Source organism: Pseudonocardia ailaonensis (genome assembly GCF_039531635.1).
Classification (GTDB): domain Bacteria; phylum Actinomycetota; class Actinomycetes; order Mycobacteriales; family Pseudonocardiaceae; genus Pseudonocardia; species Pseudonocardia ailaonensis.
Window position 1 is genome coordinate 396698 of the sequence record NZ_BAAAQK010000004.1, and the last position, 16714, is coordinate 413411.

Annotated in this window: 16 protein-coding genes; 7 read left to right on the forward strand and 9 right to left on the reverse strand. The window is 70.5% G+C overall.

Annotated elements, in window-relative coordinates:
* Nucleotides 1-26 precede the first annotated feature (26 nt).
* Nucleotides 27-785: an SDR family oxidoreductase gene (locus tag ABD324_RS08340; RefSeq protein WP_344414174.1), complete on the forward strand. Its 759-nt coding sequence runs from the start codon at nucleotides 27-29 to the stop codon at nucleotides 783-785.
* A gap of 18 nt (nucleotides 786-803) precedes the next feature.
* Here the strand turns inward: ABD324_RS08340 and ABD324_RS08345 are convergent, their stop codons facing one another.
* The 7 genes from ABD324_RS08345 to ABD324_RS08375 all read right to left on the reverse strand — a co-directional run bounded on the left by ABD324_RS08345 (nucleotide 804) and on the right by ABD324_RS08375 (nucleotide 7144).
* Nucleotides 804-1562 carry a GntR family transcriptional regulator gene (locus ABD324_RS08345; protein ID WP_344414271.1) on the reverse strand — a complete coding sequence of 253 codons (759 nt, stop codon included), beginning with the start codon at nucleotides 1560-1562 and terminating at the stop codon, nucleotides 804-806.
* An 85-nt stretch (nucleotides 1563-1647) separates the two neighbouring features.
* The gene (gene fdxA, locus ABD324_RS08350; RefSeq protein WP_344414176.1) at nucleotides 1648-1956 is read right to left on the reverse strand and encodes a ferredoxin; all 309 of its coding nucleotides are present in this window, start codon (nucleotides 1954-1956) and stop codon (nucleotides 1648-1650) included.
* 45 nt (nucleotides 1957-2001) lie between these two features.
* Nucleotides 2002-3216: a molybdopterin molybdotransferase MoeA gene (locus ABD324_RS08355; protein ID WP_344414178.1), complete on the reverse strand. Its 1215-nt coding sequence runs from the start codon at nucleotides 3214-3216 to the stop codon at nucleotides 2002-2004.
* A gap of 25 nt (nucleotides 3217-3241) precedes the next feature.
* Nucleotides 3242-3856, reverse strand: a complete 615-nt coding sequence (locus ABD324_RS08360) for a nitroreductase family protein (protein ID WP_344414180.1) — start codon at nucleotides 3854-3856, stop codon at nucleotides 3242-3244.
* A 37-nt stretch (nucleotides 3857-3893) separates the two neighbouring features.
* Entirely contained in the window at nucleotides 3894-4811 is a 918-nt protein-coding gene (locus tag ABD324_RS08365) for an SDR family NAD(P)-dependent oxidoreductase (RefSeq protein WP_344414182.1), read from the reverse strand.
* A gap of 114 nt (nucleotides 4812-4925) precedes the next feature.
* A complete protein-coding gene (locus tag ABD324_RS08370) occupies nucleotides 4926-5345 on the reverse strand; it encodes a DUF6841 family protein (protein WP_344414184.1) in 420 nt (139 codons plus the stop codon).
* Nucleotides 5342-7144 carry a flavin-containing monooxygenase gene (locus tag ABD324_RS08375; RefSeq protein WP_344414186.1) on the reverse strand — a complete coding sequence of 601 codons (1803 nt, stop codon included), beginning with the start codon at nucleotides 7142-7144 and terminating at the stop codon, nucleotides 5342-5344. Before ABD324_RS08375 ends, ABD324_RS08370 begins: the two co-directional genes overlap by 4 nt.
* A gap of 323 nt (nucleotides 7145-7467) precedes the next feature.
* On the opposite strand from ABD324_RS08375, the gene ABD324_RS08380 reads away from it, so the two are divergent.
* The 5 genes from ABD324_RS08380 (at nucleotide 7468) to ABD324_RS08400 (ending at nucleotide 13507) form a co-directional block, all read left to right on the forward strand.
* Nucleotides 7468-8958 carry a flavin-containing monooxygenase gene (locus ABD324_RS08380; protein WP_344414274.1) on the forward strand — a complete coding sequence of 497 codons (1491 nt, stop codon included), beginning with the start codon at nucleotides 7468-7470 and terminating at the stop codon, nucleotides 8956-8958.
* A gap of 68 nt (nucleotides 8959-9026) precedes the next feature.
* On the forward strand, nucleotides 9027-10184 hold the full coding sequence (locus tag ABD324_RS08385; RefSeq protein WP_344414188.1) for an LLM class flavin-dependent oxidoreductase: 1158 nt from the start codon (nucleotides 9027-9029) through the stop codon (nucleotides 10182-10184).
* 46 nt (nucleotides 10185-10230) lie between these two features.
* Complete coding sequence (locus tag ABD324_RS08390; protein ID WP_344414190.1) at nucleotides 10231-11085, forward strand: SMP-30/gluconolactonase/LRE family protein; 855 nt, start codon at nucleotides 10231-10233, stop codon at nucleotides 11083-11085.
* Nucleotides 11086-11095: 10 nt separating this feature from the next.
* Entirely contained in the window at nucleotides 11096-12397 is a 1302-nt protein-coding gene (locus ABD324_RS08395; protein ID WP_344414192.1) for an LLM class flavin-dependent oxidoreductase, read from the forward strand.
* Between the two features lie 141 nt (nucleotides 12398-12538).
* On the forward strand, nucleotides 12539-13507 hold the full coding sequence (locus ABD324_RS08400) for a LacI family DNA-binding transcriptional regulator (protein WP_344414194.1): 969 nt from the start codon (nucleotides 12539-12541) through the stop codon (nucleotides 13505-13507).
* Nucleotides 13508-13525: 18 nt separating this feature from the next.
* Here ABD324_RS08400 and ABD324_RS08405 read toward each other — a convergent pair whose 3' ends face one another.
* Nucleotides 13526-14473 (reverse strand): LLM class flavin-dependent oxidoreductase, encoded by a 948-nt coding sequence (locus ABD324_RS08405; protein WP_344414196.1) that lies wholly within the window; start codon nucleotides 14471-14473, stop codon nucleotides 13526-13528.
* Between the two features lie 135 nt (nucleotides 14474-14608).
* A complete protein-coding gene (locus ABD324_RS08410) occupies nucleotides 14609-15211 on the reverse strand; it encodes a TetR/AcrR family transcriptional regulator (RefSeq protein ID WP_344414198.1) in 603 nt (200 codons plus the stop codon).
* A gap of 132 nt (nucleotides 15212-15343) precedes the next feature.
* On the opposite strand from ABD324_RS08410, the gene ABD324_RS08415 reads away from it, so the two are divergent.
* Nucleotides 15344-16711 carry a hypothetical protein gene (locus tag ABD324_RS08415; protein WP_344414200.1) on the forward strand — a complete coding sequence of 456 codons (1368 nt, stop codon included), beginning with the start codon at nucleotides 15344-15346 and terminating at the stop codon, nucleotides 16709-16711.
* The last annotated feature ends 3 nt before the right edge of the window (nucleotides 16712-16714 follow it).

Here is a 16714-nt window from a genome sequence, read left to right on the forward strand (position 1 = left end):
CCCTGCTGTCTCGTGAAGGAGCCACCATGTCCCAGTCCCGTCGGGTCGCGATCGTGACCGGTGCCGCGCGCGGAATCGGTGCCGGTATCGCGCTGCGGCTCGCCCGGGACGGTCTGGCGGTCGGCGTGCTCGATCTCGAGGAGAGTGCCGCCGCGGTCACCGCCGACGCCATCGCCGCCGAGGGCGGGACGGCGATCGCGGTGGGGGCCGACGTCTCCGACGCCGGGTCCGCGCAGGCCGCGGTCGGCCGGCTGGCCGCCGAGCTCGGCGCGCCGACGGTCCTGGTCAACAACGCCGGGATCACGCGCGACAACCTGCTGTTCAGGATGACCGAGACCGACTGGGACTCCGTGATGGGAGTGCACCTCAAGGGCTCGTTCCTGATGGCCCGGGCGGCGCAGGAGCACATGGTGGCCGCGGGATGGGGCCGGATCGTGAACCTGTCGTCCACCTCGGCGGTGGGCAAACGGGGCCAGGGCAACTACGCCGCCGCGAAGGCCGGCCTGCAGGGCTTCACCAAGACCCTCGCCTTCGAGCTCGGCAAGTTCTCGATCACCGCGAACGCGATCGCTCCGGGGTTCGTCGTCACCGACATGACCAGGGCGACCGCGGAGCGGATCGGGGTGCCGTGGGAGCAGTACGTGCAGGAGCGCGCCGCCGCGATCCCGGTGCAGCGGGTCGGGCTGCCCGAGGACATCGCGAATGCCGTGTCCTTCTTCGTCGACGACCGCTCGGGCTTCGTGTCGGGCCAGGTGCTCTACGTGTCGGGCGGCCCCTGGGGCTGACCGTCCCGCCGGGGCCGGTCAGCCCCAGTGCGGCGAACGGCCCGGTCCGATCTCGTCGACCGCGCGCACGAGGAGCTCGCCGGCGTGCCTGGCGTGGCTCATCAGGAGCTCGCGCGCGGCCGCCCCGTCCCCGCGGACGATGGCGTCGAGGATCCGGGCGTGCTCGGCCGCGTCCTTCTCGAGCCGGCGGACGTCGTTGCCCAGGGCGATCCAGGTGAGGTTGCGGGGCACCTTCCGGTGCAGGCCCTCGACCACCTCCACCAGATGCCTGTTGCCGCTGGCCTCGATGATGACCATGTGGAACCGCGTGTTCGCCTCGTGCCACCGGCGCTGGACCTCGGCGGTGTCGACGGTCGTCGTCCGGAGGTCCTCGACGACCTGGCGGAACAGGCTCTCGGCCTTCGTCAGCCGCTCGAGCTGCTCGGAGTTGATGAAGGCGGCGGTCGCCGCCCCGGCGTACCCCTGCAGGAGGCCGTGCAGCTCGTAGACCTCGATGATGTCCCTGGTGGAGGGCAGCCGGACGCGGGCGCCCCGGTTCGCGATCACCTCGACCGCGCCCAGGGCCTCGAGCCTGCGCAAGGCCTCCCGGACGGGGGTGCGGCTGACCCCGAGCTGCTCGGCCAGGTGTGCCTGCCGAAGCCACGTGCCTGCCGTGATCTCGCCGGCGTTGATGCGCTCCTGGAGCTCCACGACGAGCGAGCCGACCAGGTCGTGGTCCTTCTCGGTCCCGCCGGCGCGGAGTCGTGGCCCGATCTCCGCCACGGTCGCCTCGCCCATCGTCACCCCGGTCCACGTCAGCCAGATTCGAATAACATTTGAAATATGGCACGCGGCAACGCGGAGGTCAAGCGCGGCGCGTCGTTCATCCCTCCCGCGCGGCCGGTCCGCAGTCGTAGGCCTGCTTGCCGACGTTCGCGGCGCCGCCGGGGTTGCCGAGCCGCGCGAAGAAGTCCGTCGCCGCCCCGACGAACGGCGCCATCGCGGTAGGCACGTCGTCCTCGTAGTAGATCGCCTCGACCGGGCAGACCGGCTCGCACGCTCCACAGTCGACACATTCCTCGGCGTTGATGTACATCCGGCTCGCCCCTTCGTAGATGCAGTCGACGGGACACTCGTCGACGCAGGCGCGATCGAGCACATCGGTACAGGCACCGGTCACCACGTAGGTCATGCAGCTTCTCCGTTCGGGCACGTGCGGGCAGGTCGGAGGGGCAGGTCAGAGAGGCAGGATCGCGACGGTCGTGCCGCCGGGCTCCGCGTCGACGACGGCGAGTGCGTCGGCCCGGGCCACACCGCGCAGGTCGGAGGGGCGGTGTCCGGGGACCACCTCGAGGCGGTCCCCGTGCCAGGCGACGGGGACCAGGACCGTGTGGCCCGCCACCGCCGCAGGCGCCCCGGTGACCTGTGCGCGACGCAGCGGCGGGAGAGGACGTCCGGTGAGCCCGGCGATCAGCGGGGCCAGCAGGGTGTGCACGGCGACGATCGCCGCGTACGGGTTGCCGGGCAGCCCGATCAGCCACCGGCCGGGGGCCGGCGTGGCGAGCAGCTGGGGGTGGCCGGGCCGACAGGCGACGCCGTCGACCACCGTGCGCGCCCCGGCCTGCCGCAGCAGGCGGTGCAGGTGGTCCGTGACGCCCACCGAGGTCGATCCGCTGACGAGGACGATCTCCGCGGGCGGGCCGCCGCGCACGGCATCCGCCAGCGCGTCCATCGAGTCCCGGACGTGCGTGACCTCGGCGACCTCGCCACCGAGGCCCGCGACGAGAGGCGGCAGGGTGGGGCCGAGGGCGTCGCGTACCCGCCCTGCTCCACCCGTCCCGGCCATGACCAGCTCGTCGCCGGTCACGAGCAGCCGGACGCGTGGTCGCGGGTGGACCACGACCCGGTCGTGGCCCGCGGCCGCGGCGAGCCCGAGCATCGTGGGGCCGACCAGCGACCCGGCGTTGGCGAGAACCTCGCCGGCCGGGGAGTTCTCGCCGGTCCTGCGGATGTGTCGGCCCGGTGCCGGCGAATCCGGGTCGAGACTCCTGACCTCGTCACCGTGACGGGCGGTGTTCTCGACGGGCACCACGGCTCGTGCACTGGCGGGGACCTGGGCCCCGGTGGAGATGGCCACCGCCTCGCCGGATCGGAGGCAGCCGGACCACGTCGTACCGGCTCTGACCTCGCCCACGACCCGCCACGGGCCCTCGCCGTCGACGGCGTACCCGTCCATGGCCGCAGTGTCGAACGCGGGCTGGGGGACGAGGCCGACGAGGTCCTCGGCGAGGACGAGCCCGGCCGCCGCGGCCAGCTCGACGGGTCGTCCGGTCAGCGGCCGCGCCTCGGCGTGGGCCAGGTGCCGGGCCGTGTGCCAGCCGACCGCTCGCCGGGGTCCGGCGTCGCCCGATCGGCGTCTCTCCGCCCGCGTCATCGCCATCGGAGTGGTCACTTCCGTCCTGAGGGTCGGCGGCGTCCTACGGGTTACCCCAGTGGTCGTGGAAGACGACCTCGGAGACCGGCTTGCGCGACACGGGGCCGTGGCGGCCTTCGGGGTGGCCGACCGGGACGACCGCACCGATCTCGACGGTGTCCGGTATCCCGAAACGGAGCCGGACGGCGGGTTCGTCCCACAGGTGGGCCGTCGTCATCGCCGCGCCGAGCCCCATGGCGCGCGCGGCCAGCAGGAGGTTCTGCGTCGCCAGGTAGACGGACGACCACGCGTAGCGCGGGTCGGGGTTCTCGGCCGACGGGAAGGCGTTCTCGATCGTGGTGACGATGAAGGCGGGGATCTTGTCGAAGTCGAGGACGAACCGCCGCATCACCCGCAGGTCCCGCGCCGCCGCCGACCGATCGTCCGCCGCCGGCGGCTCGCCGAGCAGGAGCTTCCCCGCCGTGCCGGCCAGCATGTCGCGGAACCAGAGCCGGTCCCCGGGATCGGTCACGATCAGGAACCGCCAGAGCTGGGAGTTGCCCGCGCTGGCCGCCCGCGTCGCGTAGTGCACGAGCCGCTCGAGCTGCTCGGGCGCAACCGGATCGCTCTTGAGCCTGCGCAGCGAGCGGCACGTCTCCATCGCCTCGAAGATGTCCACGGAATCCCTCCTCGTCCTCGGGGAGCCCGGTCCGCCCCTACAGCGCCATCCCCCCGCCCATCGGGATCATCACGCCGGTCATCGCGCTGGCCGCGTCGGTGGCCAGGAAACCGATCATGTTGGCGACCTCCTCCGGCAGCTCGAACCGCTGGATCGCGGTGCGCCCCAGGGCGTACTGGCCGAGGGCCGAGTCCGGCAGGAGATCGCGGCCCGGGCCCCACATGCAGCCCGCGTACACGCCGAGCACCTTCACGCCGTGCCTCTCGACCTCGGCGCCGAGCTGGGCGGTGAAGGTGGCCAGACCGCCCTTCAGCGCTCCGTACATCACCTGCCCCGGCATCGCGGTCAGCGCCGACTCCGAGCCGACGTTGATGATCCGGCCCCACCCGTTCGGGATCATGTAGTCCAGTGCCGCGCGCGCGCAGTAGACGGCGCCGGTGAACGTTCCCCGGACGGACCGGTCGATGTCGTCGGTGGTGAAGGACGCGAACGGCCCCATCGCGACGTCGGCGACGTTGTTGACCAGGATGTCGATCCCGCCGAGCCGGTCGTTGCACTCCCGCATCACGGCGTCCACGCCGTCGGCCGTCAGGACGTCGCCCTCGATGGCGATGCAGGTCGTGCCCCAGCGCTTGGAGAACTTCTCCGCCACGCCTTCGGCATCGAGCAGGGGAGTGCGCCCGGCCGCGCGGGTCCACGCCTCGGAGCGCTCCTTGGGCAGGTCGACGACCGCGACGTCCGCGCCCAGGCCGGCCAGGCGGTTGACGCAGGCCTGGCCGAGGTTCACCCCCGCACCGCCGGTCACGACGGCCCTCTTGCCGGTGAGGTCCATCAGGTCGGTGACGCGCCTGTCGATGCTGTCGAGCGGAGTGCGCTGCTCGTCCCACCAGTAGGCGGGATCGGTGCCGCTGTCGACGTCCTCCTGGAGCACGTTCAGAAGGTAGTTCTCGCGCATTCCGGCCTCCGTTGGCGATGCGCCCGCCTGGGCGGGCGACTGGGATCGACGGTATCCAGCGAATACAATGCTGTCAATCTGGGATCCCAAAATGCTGACACTGGTCTTCCGTCGTTACCTGCCCCCGGGAGTTCCACCGACGGAGAGCAGGCCCGCGATGCGCCAGCCGGCGTCGTCCGGGCGCACCAGGGTGTAGAGGACGTCGAACTCCTGGTACGCCGCCCCGGCCCGGTCGTGGCGCGTCCCGCGCGCCCGGGCCAACGCCGCGGTCCCGTCGAGCACGGAGACCTCCAGCGACGCCATCCGAGAGCTCTCATAGCCGGCGGCCCGCAACCGCTCCGTCATGGCGGCGAGCATCTCCCGGACGGCGGCGGGACCGGCGAGGACCGTCGGCCGCCCGTCCGCGACCCGCAGCAGGGGGGCGACGAAGTACTCCGCCGTGGCTGCCGCGTCACCGCGCTGGAAGCACGCGAAGTAGTCCGCGTACATGGCGCGGACCGACTGCTCGACGGTCGGCGCGCGCGACGGGCTCATTCGAACTCGAGCCCGACGTACTCGCCCGTGGAACGCCAGTCCTCGAGCAGTGCGCTGAAGGGCAGGATGCCGCGCGCGTACGGACCGTTGCGCCGGAACAGGTTCACGTTGGGCTGGCCCTCGTTGTTGTAGTAGGACGGTGTGCAGGACTCGAGGAAGTCCGACGACGCGGTCGACGAGTCGATGACGGTCCGGACCCACTCGTCCTCGGCGGCCTCCGTGATGTCCACCGTCCGGGCGTTGCGCGCACGCGCCTCGCGGATGATCGTCGAGATGTGCTTGGCCATCTCGTCCAGTGGGTGGGCCTGGTTCGACGCGATGCCGGTCTGGAAGTACGACACGACGAAGAAGTTCGGGAAGTTCCGGGTCTGGGCGCCGTACAGGGTCGAGATCCCGTCCTTCCACTTGTCGCTGAGTGCCTGGCCGCTGCGCCCGTGGACGTCGTACCCGAGTCGCGTCCTCAGGTCCTGCCGGATGCTCGCGAAGCCGGTCGCGTAGACCAGGGTGTCGATCTCGTACTCGGTGCCGTCGACGACGATGCCGTTCGCGGTGACCTGCTCGGGACCCTTGCCGTGCGTGTCCACGAGGGTGACGTTCGGGCGGTTGAAGGCCTGCAGGTACTCGTCGTGGAAGCACGGGCGCTTGCACAGGAAGCGGTAGTAGGGACGGAGCGCCTCCGCCGTCTGCGGGTCCTCGACGATCTCCCCGACCCGGGCGCGGATGGTCTCCATGTGGGCGTGGTCGGCCAGCTCCATGGCCGCGGCCTGCGACTCCGAGACCGGCCGGGTCCTGCGCAGGTTGTGGAAGACGCGGGTCCAGGCGTCGTCGACCAGGTCGACCTCGGTGTCCTCGCCGGCGATGCACGCGGAGAAGTTCACGACCCGCTCGCGCTGCCAGCCGGGCTTCAGCGAGGCCGCCCACTCGGGGTCGGTGGGTCGGTTCTCCCGGACGTCGACGATCGCCGGCGTGCGCTGGAAGACGAACACGTGCTTGGCGTCCTTCGCCAGCGCCGGCACGCACTGCACGGCGGTCGCGCCGCTGCCGATGACGCCGACGACCTTGTCGCGCAGCTTGTCGAGGTTCCCGTAGCTGTCGCCGCCGGTGTACTCGTAGTCCCAGCGGGACGTGTGGAACGCCTTGCCCGCGAAGTCCTCGACCCCCGGGATGCCGGGCAGCTTCGGGTGCAGGAAGGTCCCGAACGTCATGCAGACGTACTTCGAGCGGAAGCAGTCGCCGCGGTCGGTGGTGACGGTCCACAGGCCCTCGTCCTCGCTCCACCGGACGTCCGTCACGCGCGTCTGCAGCAGGGCGTCGCGGTAGAGGTCGAAGTGCCGGGCGAACATCTGGCAGTACGCGAAGATCTCCGGCCCCTTGGCGTACTTCTCGGTCGGCATGTAGCCGACCTCCTCGAGGAGCGGGAGGTAGATGTAGGACTCGACGTCGCAGGCTATCCCCGGGTATCGGTTCCAGTACCAGGTGCCGCCGAAGTCCCCGCCGGTCTCCACGACCCGCAGCGTCTGGACGCCGGCCTGCCGCAGCCGGGCACCGAGCAGCAGCCCGGCGAAACCCCCGCCGATCACGGTGGCCTCGACCACGTCCGACACGGGCTCGCGCTCGACGCGCGGGGTGTACGGGTCCTTGATGTAGTCGGCGAGCTCGCCGTCACGCGAGATCAGCCGGTACTGGCTCGGTCCGTCGGCCCGGATCCGCTTGTCGCGCTCCTCCTTGTACTTGCTGCGGACGGCGTCGACGTCGTAGCCCTCCGCCGTCCACACCGCGTCGGCGTTGATCTCCGCCATTCCGTCTCCTCCGAACAGGCTCTCGGCCGCATGCGTCGGTCCGTGCCGAGTGAACAGCGCGAGGCGAGCGTGCTGATAGGATACAGCTCTATCGCTACTGGATCCAAGTCTGGGCTCTGCGCGGGTCGGTCGGCGTAGCCCGGTCCTTGACCTGTGACGGGGCTCGCTCTAGGCTACCTTAAACGTTTAGCTCTGTGGTCGAACGTGGTCGACGAAGAAACGGACCGTCCGACCCGCTCGTGGCTCACACGTTCTCGGACCATCCGGCCCCCTGTCGTGCCGGACTGCTCCTCGGAGGCTGAAATGTGGAATCGACCGATCGGATGCCCGCGGTGACCCGCACCGCGGTCGACCCGGTACACGACGTGATCATCATCGGAGCGGGGCCGGGTGGGATCTGCGCGGCGATCCTGCTCGCCGAGCGGGGCGTGACCGACGTGGTCGTGCTCGAGCGTGCCGCGGGGATCGGTGGCACCTGGTTCAACAACCGCTACCCGGGCCTCGCGTGCGACGTGCCCAGCGACCTGTACTCGTACAGCTTCTTCCAGGACTACGACTGGTCCCGGACCTTCGCCCGCCGGCACGAGATGTGCGCCTACGTCGAGGAGGCGGCAGCCAGGTTCGGCGTGTCCGATCGCGTGGTCCTCGACGCCGGCGTGGAGACGGCCCACTGGGACGAGGCCGCCTGCCTCTGGACGCTCGTGACCTCCGCGGGCGAGGTCCATCGCGCCCGCACCGTCGTCGGCGCGGTCGGGATGTTCAACGAGCCGGTCCGGCCCGACATCCCGGGCCTCGACGACTTCGGGGGCACGCTGGTGCACACCGCGGAGTGGACCGGCGACGACGTCACCTTCCTCGAGGGGAAGGCCGTCGGCGTCATCGGTGCCGCGGCCAGTGCCATCCAGCTCGTGCCGGCGATCGCTCCTGTCGTCGGGAGACTCGAGGCCTTCCACCGCACCCCGCAGTGGGTGTTCCCCAAGGACGACGCGGTGTTCGACGAGGCGGAGCGCGCGCGCCGGCGCGCGGATCCGTCCGTCGTCGCAGCGCTGCGCCAGCAGAGCGTCGACTTCGTCGACCGGCTCTGCGACTACGAGAACGAGGGGCTCATGGCCGAGCTCCGGGAGAAGGGCCTGGCGAACCTCGAGGCGCTCGAGGACCGGGCTCTGCGCGAGGCGATGCGGCCGCTGCTGCCGATCGGTGCCCAGCGCACGCTGTTGTCGTCGGAGTACTACCCCACGTTCAACAGACCCGGCGTCACGTTGGTGACCGATCCGATTGTCGAGATCGTCGAGGCCGGGATCGTCACGGCGTCCGACGGCCTGCACCCGCTCGACGTCCTGGTCCTGGCGACGGGCTATGCGGCGCACAAGTTCCTGTCGGTGATCGACGTCGTCGGCCGCGAGGGCGTCGCCCTGCGCGAGGTGTGGAAGGACGGCGCCTACGCGTACAAGGGCATGACCGTGGACGGGTTCCCGAACCTGTTCATGCTCTACGGACCGAACACCAACGGTGGCTCGATCATCGACAAGCTCGAGACGCAGTCCCGCTACGTCGCCGACAAGATCGCCCACATCCTCGACCTCGACCTCGCCTCCCTCGAGGTGCGCACGGACGCCGTGGCCGCCTACAACGAGAAGCTCCTACGGGACCTGGGCGCGGTCGCGGCGTGGCGCGTCGAGGGAAGCAGGTACTTCCGCGCGCCGTCCGGCCGGATCGTCACGCAGTGCCCGTACAACCCGACCGAGTACGACGCGCTGACCCGGGTCGACGATCTCGCCGACTACACCTCCAGGCCGCGCGAAGCCGCTGCCTGATCACCGCGCTGCCCGATCACCCCGCGGCCCGTCCCGCGTCACCCACACCGTCCGGAAAGGACCACGTCATGAAGATCGGTGCCTTCTTCAACTGGCAGAACCACCTCGACTGGGAGCGCTACAACGCCCGTGGCGCGGAGAAGCCGCAGGTTCCCGACGCCCGGATCTACGACGAGGAGCTCCATCTCGCCGACCTGGTCGAACCGCTCGGCTTCGACTCGTACTACGCGATCGACCACTACGTGACCCCGTACGGCATGACCGGTGGTGTCATGCAGCACCTGTCGCACATCGCGGGCCGGACGAAGCGGATCGACCTGGGCACGATGGTCCTCGTCCTGCCCTGGTACCACCCCATGCACGTCGTGCACCAGATCAGCTCGCTCGACAACCAGCTGCAGGGCCGCGGGTTGTCCGTCAACGTGGGCCGTGGCGCGGCTGTGCGCGAGTTCAGCGCGTTCGGCGTCCCCATGGGGGACGCGCGCAGCCGGTACGACGAGACGCTCGCGGTCATCAAGCTCGCCCTGCAGAACGAGTTCTTCTCCTTCGAGGGCGAGCACTTCCGGATCCCCGAGACCTCGGTGCGCCCGCACTTCCGCAATCCGGAGCGGCTGCTCGCCAGCATGAAGTCGGGCTGGAACAGCCCGGCGAGCCTCCCGCTGGCGGCGAACGCCGGCCTCGGCATGCTGCTGACCAACCAGAAGAGCTGGGAGGCCTACCGCGGCGAGGTCGCGGAGTTCAACGGCATCCGGCGCACGAACGGCTGGGACGCCGCGCAGCCGACCGTCGTCGTCCGCGCGGTGTGCACCGAGGACTCCGACGAGGCGTGGTCGCTCATCGCGAAGCACGCGTTGGAGGGGCAGGAGAGCAGCTCGAAGCACTACCAGCTCGGCGACACCGAGCGGCTGAGCAGGACCAAGGGCTACGAGCAGTACGCGGCGGTCGGCGCCATGAAGTTCAGCGACGAGCAGATCCTCGAGGCCGCAGCGAAGCCGCAGGCGTGGGGGACGCCGGACGAGGTGTACGAGCGCCTGCTCCACATCCAGGCGATGACCGGCGCCGACGAGTTCGTGCTCACCTTCCGCTTCGGCACCATGCCGACGGAGGTCGCCGAGCGGTCGATGCGCCTGTTCGCCCGGGAGGTGCTGCCCCGGCTGCACGCCTTCGACGCGAAGCTGGATCCGGAGCTGGACGGCAGCAGCCCGATCGAGCCGGCCGAGGTCTGAGGCCCGTCCGGTCGTACGCGACCACCCACCCGAGGAGGAGGCGACCGTGGTGACGCCCGAACTGCTGCTCGACGGCCTGAGGTTCGCGGAGTGCCCACGCTGGCACGACGGCAGGCTGTGGTTCTCGGACATCTTCGCGCACCGCGTCGTGGCGGTGAGCCCGGCCGGGGACGCCGAGGTGGTGCTCCAGCTGGGGGACGAGGACCTGCCCGCCGGGCTGGGCTTCCTGCCGGACGGGCGGTTGCTCGTCGCGAACCTGGCCCGGCCGGTGATCCTGCGGCGCGAGGCGGACGGGACGGTGTCCACCCACGCCGATCTCGCGGCCGTCGCCGTCGGCCCGCTGAACGACATGGTCGTCGACGCCGAGGGCCGGGCGTACGTCGGCGCCAGCGGCACGGACGAGCTGACCGCACCGCGCCCGCTGGTCGGGACCGGGAGCATCATCCGCGTGGACCCGGACGGCGCGGCGCACATCGTGGCGCCCGAGATGGACTCCCCGAACGGGCCGGCCATCACCGCGGACGGCAAGCAGTACGTGGTCGCGTCGCTGCCCGCCCAGGAGCTCACCGGCTTCGACATCGCGGCCGACGGGTCGCTGTCCGGCCGGCGCGTCTGGGCCGACCTGCGACCGGCGGCTCCCGACGGGATCACCGTCGACGCGGAGAACGGGATCTGGTTCTGCGCCCCGCTGCAGCACGAGGTCCGCCGCGTCCTGGAGGGGGGCGAGGTCACGGACGTGATCCCACTGCCCGGCCGGCTGCCGATCGTTCCCTGTCTCGGGGGCGACGACGGCCGGACGCTGTTCATCCTGAGCGTGACCACGGACGCCTCGACGATCGCCGACATGACGTGCGAGTCGGTGGTCGAGACGGTGCGCGTGGACGTTCCGGCCGCTCGCTGAGGGGAACCCGATGGATTTCGGTCTGACGTTCGCGTTCCAGCTCCCACGGCCGTGGCACGAGCGCTCGGAGGCGGACCTGTTCGCCGCATCGCTCGCGCAGGTCCGCCTCGCGGAGGAACTCGGGTTCGGCTATGCCTGGGCCCTCGAGCACCACTTCCTCGAGGAGTACTCGCACTCGTCGGCGCCCGAGATCTTCCTCGCCGCCGCGAGCCAGCTGACCGAGCGGATCCGGCTCGGCCACGGGATCGCGCTCCTGCCACCGGCGTACAACGCGCCGGCCAGGGTGGCGGAGCGGATGTCGGCCCTCGACCTCGTCTCCGGCGGGCGCCTGGAGTTCGGTTTCGGGGACTCGAAGTCGCGCATGGAGCTCGAGGGTTTCGGGATAGCGGCCGCCGAGCGTCGGGAGATGACGGTCGAGGCGGCCGAGCAGATCGCCGACATGATGGTTCTGGAACCCTATCCCGGCTACGCCGGCCGATTCTTCTCCATGCCGGCCCGCAATGTCGTGCCCAAACCGCTGCAGAAACCCCATCCACTATTGTGGATGGCGTGTTCGGACGACGAGTCCGTCCGCGCCGCCGCCCGGTTGGGCGTCGGCGCGCTGATCCACACCTTCTTCGACGCGGACGAGGCGGAAAAGGTCACCAGAGACTATTACGACACTTTCCGGAACGAATGCGTGCCCGTGGGTCACGTCGTCAATCCTGCGGTCGCCACGATGGAGCCCTTCTACTGTCACGGCTCCGCCGAGGTCGCGCACGAACGGGGCCGGGCGGCCCACGGCTTCTTCACGTACGTGGCCCGGCACTACTACGCCTTCGGCCGGCACCGCCCCGGTTTCACCGACCTCGCCGCGAACCACCGGAAGGTCGAGGAGATGGTCGGCGGCACCATTCCGGTGCGTGGCGGCCACTCGATCGGCACGCCCGAGGCGGTGGCCGAGCGACTTCGCGGGCTGGAGGCCGCCGGCGTGGACCAGACGATCCTGCTGCACCAGGTCGGGGACCTCGGCCACGACGAGGTGAGCGACTCCCTGCGGCTCTTCGCGGCCGAGGTGCTGCCGGGCTTCGCGACGCGGGAGGAGCGGCTGCGCGGCAAGCGGGAGAGCCTCGCGCCGTACGTCCGGGCCGCGTTCGAACGCAAGAAGACCGTCCTCGCACCCGCGCGTGCGGAGGTCGCGGTCTGCGACGCCTACGGCCTGTCCCGCCCCGACGTGGAGATGGCGATGCTCGAGAGCCTGCCGCCGTCGACGCAGGAGATCATCCTGGATCTCCAGAAGCTGAAGGCGGCGGCCCTGCAGCTCGATCCGTGACACCGAAATCGCGCGCGAGTTCCTGCTTTCCCGGCGTATCTGCGTTTTGCGGACGAATGGTATCATCGCCGCGTGGCCGATCCCGTTTCCCGGACGAGAACCCGCCGGAAGTCGCCGAGCAAGGTTGCGACCGTGCATGCCGTGGCGGAACTGGCGGGGTGTTCGACCGCGACCGTCTCCAAGGCGCTGAACGGGCTCCCGGTGTCCGCGGAGAACCTGCGTCGGGTGTATGCCGCGGCCGAGCAGCTGGGTTATGTCCCGAATCTCGCGGCCCGCTCGATGCGACAAGAGAAGACCATGACCCTCGGTATGGTCGTGAATTTCGAGGGCCATCCGCGGAGCGAGCTGCTCTACACCTTCCAGGACCTGATCGCCAACATGGAGTCGGCCGGCTACAGCGTCCTGCTCTCGATCGTCCGCAACGAGGGGCTCGACCTGGACACGCTGCTGCAGCGTTTTCTCGCGCACCGGGTCGACGGGCTCTTCTACTGGCAGGCCCGGCCGTCGAACGCGCTCGCCTGGTACGAGCGGTCGAACATTCCGGTGATCGCGGTGGGTTTCCGGGATCCGGAGTGCGCGCAGCTGCCCTTCGTCACGTTGGACGGCGCCCCGGCGTTCGCCGCCGCGTGCCGCGACCTCAAGGCGCTGGGGCATCGCGACTTCGCCGAGATCGTGGTCGACCGGGCGGACCCCCTCTACAAGCTCTACCCGCGCATGCGCGGCGTGCGCTGGCGCGAGATCCGGATCGGGCACGGCGAGCAGGATCTGCGCAACGCCGTCGAGAAGCTCCTCACGGGAGGCGCCGCGCCCACGGTGGTCTTCGCCGCACCGCCGACCTCGACGCAGCTCCTGTCGATCGCCGGGGAGCTGGGTCTCGCCGTTCCGGGCGATCTGTCGGTCGTGTCCTACTTCGACCTCGAGGACGCCGGACTGTTCCGGACACCCCTGAGCGCCATTCGCACCGACTACGACAAGCTGGGGGACGCGGTGGCCACGGCCATGCTCGACGCGTTGTCCGGCAGGCAGGTGGGGGACGTCATGGTCCCGGACTCGGCCCACTTCGTCCCCCGCGCCTCGACCGGACCGGCCCGCGCGCGCCCGGCGGGTTGAGCCGGGCGGCACCGCAGGTCAGTCCGCGATCTCGGTCAGCGCCGGAGCGAGCCACTCGAGCTGTCGCAGGCCGGTGTCGTAGCCGGGCAGCACGTTGTTGATCAGGACGTGGTCCGCGCCGGCGTCGAGGTGCGCGCGGGCCCGGGCCGCGATGTCGTCCGGACTGCCGTAGGCCATCACCGCGTCGACCACCCGGTCCGCTCCGGCGGCGATCTCCTCGGCCCGGTAGCCCAGCCGGATCAGGTTGGCGCCGTATGGTGATCCGGGAAAGCCGAGTGCCCCGACGACGAACTGCCCGGCCGCGGCCCGGGCGTCCCGCCGGTCCGGCATACCCACGACCGTCAGCGCGACGACGAGCAGCTTGTCCGGCCCCAGCGTGCCGCGGACGGACGCGGTGTACTCGACCGGGATCAGGCCGGGATGTGCGCCGTCGGCGTCGGTGCCGGCGAGCTCGACCATCCTGGGGCCGTTCGCCGCGATGATGCGGGCGTAGCTCTGCTCGGCCATCGGCAGGCCCGGCAGGGGGGTCGCCATGGTCCGGAGGTACTCCCGCATCCGCGAGTACGGCTTCGCGTAGCCGAGTCCCAGGGCCTCGGCCTGGTAGGCCATGCCCGCGCCCAGCCCGAGGACGAACCGTCCGGGGAACGCCTCGCCGAGCGTGGCGGCCGCGGCATGCAGGGTGTAGGCGGGGCGCGCCCACGTGTTGGCGACCGCCGACCCGAAGACCAGCCGGTCGGTGGCACCGAGCATCGCGGCGATCTCGACGAGCGCGTCGTGCCCACCCACGCCTTCGCGGGCCCAGACGGCGCGGTAGCCGGCCTTCTCCAGGCGCTGTGCGCCGTCGAGCTGCTGCGGCATCGGGACCACGTCCATACCGGTCGTCGGCACGCTCACCCCGATCGGTCCGAGTGCCGCCCGGGCGGCCAGGACCCGCTGCCGGCTCCCGTCCTGTGTCGTCTGTGTCATGTCGGTCCTTCGTTCGAGGATGAGGATGACGACCCGTCGCCGGGTCGTTCCCGGGCGGGTCGTCGTGGGGGTCGTCGCCCCGGATCACCGACCTCCAGGAGGCCGGTGCGGGATCGCCCCGTCAGGGCGCCGCGATCACCGGTGCTCACCGGCGGGGACGTCCCGCACCCGGGTGACCGACGGCTGGAAGGCGGCGAGGAACCGGTCGACCACGGACTCCGCGAGGCGGTCGTCGATGGGGACCAGACCGGCCAGAAACGCGATCATCACCGGCCCCTGCAGATGGGCGATGGCTTCGTCGACGACGACGTCGCGGTCGATCAGCCCTTCCTCGGCGGCCTGCTCGATGAGCGTGGCGAGCACCTTGTTGTGCTGCCAGCCCATGCGTTCGTTGATGGCGATGATGTCGGCGGCGTGCTGGCTCAGCATGATGAACGCGGGCAGCATCCGCGACCACTCGGTGTCGCGCAGGGAGTTGACCGAGTAGAGCATGGCGGCCCGCAGCGAGGTCTCCACGTCCGCTCCGGGCTCGGGCTCGGGCAGGCGGGGGAGGGACGCCTCGAAGACGGCGGCCAGCAGGTCGTCCCGCGACTTCCAGTGCCGGTAGATGGTCGTCTTGGCGACGCCGGAGCGCAGGACGACGGCGTCCACGGTGAGGGCGTTCGGCCCACCCTCGACGACGAGGTCCGTGGCGGCGCGCATGACGGCCGACTGCGTGCGCTCCACACGGGGGTCCATGCCGGAGACGGTAACTGGTCGGGCTCTGCCCACGTGATCACCGGTTCGCTCTTGACTGTACAGACTAACGCTACGCTACAGTAGCGTACTGTTGACACGGTGGTCGACCCGTCTATCTACAGGTGGTAAGCGATGACAGCAGTGCAGGAGACCGTCGAGGAGATCAGGCCCCTGGGTGGTACACCCGAGGCCGTGACCGCGTCGCTGCAGGACCTGTGGGACGAGCGCGGCAAGGCGGTCGGCATGAGGTTCGAGGTGACCCCGTGCCCGTACTCGACCGAGGAGATCGCGGCGCTCGCGGCGGAGGGGCGCCGGCTCGGCTACCTCCCCCCGGAGATCGCCACGCAGGCGGGTCGCGGTGTGATGGGCAGAATCTGGCCGCTGATGGAGTGTTTCAGCGTCCTCGAGGACAACGTCGTCAGCAACGTCGTCAACCCGTCGGGCTGGTTCGACTACGAGTCCGCGATCGACGCGCCCAACGACTTCCTGGACCAGGCCGGTCTGCTGGCCGAGGTCGAGCGGCAGGGGCGCACACTGCTGACCGTCAACCAGTGGATCGTGGCGGCGCAGGACTCCCACGTGATCACCGGCAAGTACCTCGACGAGACCCGCTCCTGGGTCCGCGTCAACTCCGGCATCGATCCCGGCCGCATCCTTGCCGTGCACATCGACGGCCCGAACATGGCTGTCGACCTGGCCGACGAGGAAGCCGTCGACGGCTCGATGATCATGGCCTACGACTTCAGCCCCCACGACGCCGTGAAGGGCTGCGGTGGTCGCACCTCGAGTGTGCCGCCGGAGCGCCAGAACCTCGTCGAGGAGCCGGTCGAGCGCGTGGCCCGCTGGACGATGACCCCGCACTTCGCCACCCTCGACCTCGGCAAGGAGTGGAAGCGCCAGGTCGACAAGTACCTGGAGCTCGGCTTCCACACCGCGATGCACTTCACCGAGGAGCGGTACGTCCGCACGCTGCCGAAGTTCGAGCGGCAGCCGAAGGAGTACCGCGGCCGGTTCGACATGCCGATGCTCGTCGACCCGCGACTGTTCTGGCGCAACCAGTGCGTCCTGGGTGGCGTCCGCATCCCGCACTTCGACTACTGCACCGAGCCGATCCCGGCCGAGGAGCGCTTCCGCGTCCCGGCCCGTCCCTACGCCGCCTGGTTCGGGGCGTGGGACCAGCGCTTCCCCGAGCGCATCGCGCCGCCGGACGCGCGCGACCAGCTCGCCGAGGACGAGATCGGCGGCAACTCGTGGGAGATGGCGGCCGTCGAGATCCTCTGGCCCGAGTACGATCTGCGTGGTCAGTACTGGGACATCATCGGCTACGTCGTGCACGACGCGAAGATCAAGAACGTCCCGAACACGGACTACGAGCGGACCCTCTCGGCGTACCACTACCGCCGCTCCGCGGAGATCCACCCGAACCTCCACCAGCGTGCCTTCGAGGTGTTCCGGCCGCTCGTGCGCGGTAGCAAGATCGTCACCACCCCCCACTCCTGAGGG

Excerpts from the sequence above, each read along its gene's own strand:
- fdxA (WP_344414176.1), bottom strand. The coding sequence starts at position 1,956 with ATGACCTACGTGGTGACCGGTGCCTGTACCGATGTGCTCGATCGCGCC.
- ABD324_RS08370 (WP_344414184.1), bottom strand. The coding sequence starts at position 5,345 with ATGAGCCCGTCGCGCGCGCCGACCGTCGAGCAGTCGGTCCGCGCCATG.
- ABD324_RS08395 (WP_344414192.1), top strand. The coding sequence starts at position 11,096 with ATGGATTTCGGTCTGACGTTCGCGTTCCAGCTCCCACGGCCGTGGCAC.
- ABD324_RS08405 (WP_344414196.1), bottom strand. The coding sequence starts at position 14,473 with ATGACACAGACGACACAGGACGGGAGCCGGCAGCGGGTCCTGGCCGCC.
- ABD324_RS08385 (WP_344414188.1), top strand. The coding sequence starts at position 9,027 with ATGAAGATCGGTGCCTTCTTCAACTGGCAGAACCACCTCGACTGGGAG.
- ABD324_RS08375 (WP_344414186.1), bottom strand. The coding sequence starts at position 7,144 with ATGGCGGAGATCAACGCCGACGCGGTGTGGACGGCGGAGGGCTACGAC.
- ABD324_RS08345 (WP_344414271.1), bottom strand. The coding sequence starts at position 1,562 with ATGGGCGAGGCGACCGTGGCGGAGATCGGGCCACGACTCCGCGCCGGC.
- ABD324_RS08410 (WP_344414198.1), bottom strand. The coding sequence starts at position 15,211 with ATGGACCCCCGTGTGGAGCGCACGCAGTCGGCCGTCATGCGCGCCGCC.
- ABD324_RS08340 (WP_344414174.1), top strand. The coding sequence starts at position 27 with ATGTCCCAGTCCCGTCGGGTCGCGATCGTGACCGGTGCCGCGCGCGGA.
- ABD324_RS08415 (WP_344414200.1), top strand. The coding sequence starts at position 15,344 with ATGACAGCAGTGCAGGAGACCGTCGAGGAGATCAGGCCCCTGGGTGGT.
- ABD324_RS08380 (WP_344414274.1), top strand. The coding sequence starts at position 7,468 with ATGCCCGCGGTGACCCGCACCGCGGTCGACCCGGTACACGACGTGATC.
- ABD324_RS08365 (WP_344414182.1), bottom strand. The coding sequence starts at position 4,811 with ATGCGCGAGAACTACCTTCTGAACGTGCTCCAGGAGGACGTCGACAGC.